The 3,287-nt window shown below is 37.5% G+C and carries 4 protein-coding genes; 1 reads left to right on the top strand and 3 read right to left on the bottom strand.

Annotated features, from left to right (window positions below; genetic code table 11):
* From AACU98_RS00050 to AACU98_RS00060, 3 genes are all read right to left on the bottom strand, one after another.
* A partial coding sequence (locus AACU98_RS00050; RefSeq protein ID WP_161734661.1) for a phosphoribulokinase occupies window positions 1-840 on the bottom strand: 840 nt, incomplete at its 3' end.
* Window positions 841-913: 73 nt separating this feature from the next.
* Complete coding sequence (locus AACU98_RS00055) at window positions 914-1,135, bottom strand: YheU family protein (RefSeq protein WP_087741025.1); 222 nt, start codon at window positions 1,133-1,135, stop codon at window positions 914-916.
* Window positions 1,132-2,112: a hydrolase gene (locus tag AACU98_RS00060; protein ID WP_004246877.1), complete on the bottom strand. Its 981-nt coding sequence runs from the start codon at window positions 2,110-2,112 to the stop codon at window positions 1,132-1,134. The genes AACU98_RS00055 and AACU98_RS00060 overlap by 4 nt, the downstream gene beginning before the upstream one ends.
* A 99-nt stretch (window positions 2,113-2,211) precedes the next feature.
* On the opposite strand from AACU98_RS00060, the gene AACU98_RS00065 reads away from it, so the two are divergent.
* On the top strand, window positions 2,212-2,817 hold the full coding sequence (locus tag AACU98_RS00065; RefSeq protein WP_012368518.1) for a LysE family translocator: 606 nt from the start codon (window positions 2,212-2,214) through the stop codon (window positions 2,815-2,817).
* The last annotated feature ends 470 nt before the right edge of the window (window positions 2,818-3,287 follow it).

Genomic DNA, 3,287 nt, shown 5'->3' on the forward strand with positions numbered 1-3,287 from the left:
CTTCACCAGTGGTGCCATGATTAATTCCATCGCTAAGCCTAATTTCCCTCCTGGAACAACAATAGTATTGATAGTCGACATAAATGAACCATGCAACATTGCCAATAGATAGGGGAAATCGATATCGGTTAAGCCACGAAAGCGAATAACAATAAAACTTTCATCCAGTGTTGGAATAGCTTTAGCTGAGAAGGGATTAGAGGTATCCACCGTAGGAACGCGTTGGAAATTGATATGAGTGCGAGAAAACTGTGGAATGATGTAACTGATATAATCATCCATCGAACGTACCACAGAATCTCTCACCGCTTCTTGAGAGTGCCCGCGCTCTGTGGTGTCTCTAATTAATTTTTGTATCCATTCAAGGTTAACAATAGGCACAACACCGACTAATAGGTCAACGTGTTGAGCGACATTATGTTGATCGGTAACGACTCCACCATGCAATCCCTCATAAAATAAAATATCTGTTTTTTCTGGCAATGCTTCCCAAGGTGTAAATGTCCCGGGTAATTGGTTATAAGGGGTTGCTTCATCATAAGAATGAAGATATTTGCGAAATTGCCCTTGCCCTGTTTGGCTATAGTGACTTAGGGTTGAACTTAATAAATTAAAGTCATTGGCTTCAGGGCCAAAATAGCTGATATGCCGTCCTTGTTCTTTCGCTTTTCTAATGGCCATATCCATTTCAGGGCGTGTATAACGGTGAAAACTATCCCCTTCAATAGAGGCTGCATGGGCGTTGAGTTGCTGAAATATTTTACGAAAAGCTTGGCTGGTTGTAGTAGTACCTGCACCACTTGAACCAGTAACAGCAATAATAGGGTGTTTGATTGACATATCATGTTCCTTTTCAAAATAAGGGCTATACCTTATTGTTAAATGTGATGTGATAGTGCCAACTTAGGTAAGATCAATCAGGGCGAAACTGTGCAGCTGGCATAATGTTGACGCTTTCATGAAGCTCAGACCACACTAACACGGCCTCACCCGAGACGAGTTGTTTTTTTACGTCGGCAACTTTCTGTTCAAGCGTTTTCTCTTGCATACCATAATCAGTCCCTTCTCGTAAAACGAAACTTTCAATCAAGTTATCTAGCGCTTCGGTTGATAGTTCTTGCCAAGGGATGATCATTTTACTTTCTCCAAATAGGTCGATAGCCAGTCGGGGATACGTTTTTCAAGCCACATTACAGGCTTAGAGAGTTTTCCACTAACAAAACCTACATGCCCACCAAATTCTGTTAATTGGTATTCAATATTTTTGGGTAATGTTGTGATATCAGGTATCACTTCTGTAGACATAAAGGGATCATCTTTGGCGTGAATGATAAGTGTATTTTTTTTGATCTGATTGAGTAAAGGGAGAGCGCTACATTGACGATAATAATCAAGGGCGTCTTTGAAACCGTGAATTTTTGCCGTGATCAGATCATCAAATTGACGTAACTTTTTAATGGATTTAATGGTTAATAGACTAATAGGTAACGATTGGGGATAGCGGATCAATTTGCGAGTCGCATTGCGTTTTAACCCTTTCAGTAAATACCATTGATAGAAGCGCGAAAATCCTCGCTCTATTTTGGTTGAGCAAGGTTCTAACATCAAAGGTGCTGACACTATAACAGCAGCATCTAATACCGCATTTTCACCACTTTCGGCAAGATAATAGGCCAGCATATTGCCTCCTAAAGAGTAACCTACCGCTGCGGTTGGTTGTTCGCCAAATTGCTCTTTTAACCAATTCAGAAAATAGCGGGCATCTTCTGTTTCACCAGAATGATAAATGCGTTTTTGCCGATTGGGTTCGCCACTGCAGCCTCGAAAATGCATGACAACACCTAGCCATCCTCGCGCTTTCGCCGCGGCTAGCATGCCATGAACATAAGGGCTATTAAAGTTACCTTCCAAACCATGAAAGATAACCAAACGGGGCTTATGTTGCGCTGTTTTGGGTTCTTCACTCCATGCTAAGTCGACAAAATCATTATCAGGCAAATTAAGCCGTTGCCAATAAGGCGTTAATAGCGGCGTTCTTCGCACTATTCGAGGCAAAAGTGTCTGTAAATGGGGATTCTTAGCCCAAGGTATTGGATCAAAATATTGAGACATAGTTCCGTTTATTAAAATGAATTAATGCTTGTTTGCTAAATAACATACTGCTATTTTCGGTGAAAATAAAACATCTGTCACATCTTTGAGCATTTCACTATGACAAATAGCCTAGTTGTTTCGTTGAGCGTTTTCCTTTTTATTGCAGCCATTACGCCCGGACCTAATAATTTACTATTAACCTCTTCGGGGGCTCATGTTGGTTTAAAACGCTCTTTAACGTTGATGGCAGGCATTATCGTCGGAATGCAATGTGTATTACTTAGCTCTGCGTTTGGTATTGCGACATTATTGATTATTTATCCTGCATTGCATATCGGTTTAAAGATTATTGGTAGCATTTATCTTTGTTGGTTAGCTTGGAAAACAGCAACCGCTTCTTATCAACGATTAGATATTTCAAGTAAAGTGCCCCAAACAGTGACGGCGTTTCAAGGTGGATTATTGCAATTTTTAAATCCAAAAGCTTGGATGATGGGGCTAGGCGCCGTAGGAAGTTTTAGTTTAGCCGGTGATGGTTATTTGGGATCGATTGGTGTGATTAGTGTTGTGATGTTGTTGGTTAATTTTATCGCTGGTATGGTATGGATTTTAGGTGGAACATTTATCAGTCGTTTTTTACAAAGCAGACGAGCATGGTTCTCATTTAATATTATAATGGGGATATTAACCGCCATGTGTATTCCATTGATTTGGATTGAATAAATATAGGCTAAAATAAATGATTTAATTTCTTTTTATTGTTGTAAATAATATTTTTTTTAGTTTAGTTAGTCTCTTGTTTTGTTGTATTGCGTTTAATTAGCTAATTTAGCTATGTTGAGTCATTTTCTACGATTATTATTATACCCAAATATGTTATTTAATCACACATTACACATAATTATTTATTACCGTTGTTGATGATTATCTATTAATAATATTAAGTATGATTAAAGTGTTGTTTTGTGTATTTCTTGATTATTTTATCTTTAATTTTAATCGTAGCTGTGACAAGGAATTATTTATTCCGTTTGATTGACCATAGTTGTTGAGTGTTTATTGGTTGTTTATTTTTATTAACATTAATTTTATGATTATTTATCAATGGGATAAAAAATTTTTATTATGCTATATATTGATATTTAATGGAATTTTATCTGCAGTGATATTAAGGAATAAATTATTTCAAAAAA

Source organism: Proteus sp. G4380 (genome assembly GCF_963885725.1).
Lineage (GTDB): Bacteria > Pseudomonadota > Gammaproteobacteria > Enterobacterales > Enterobacteriaceae > Proteus > Proteus mirabilis.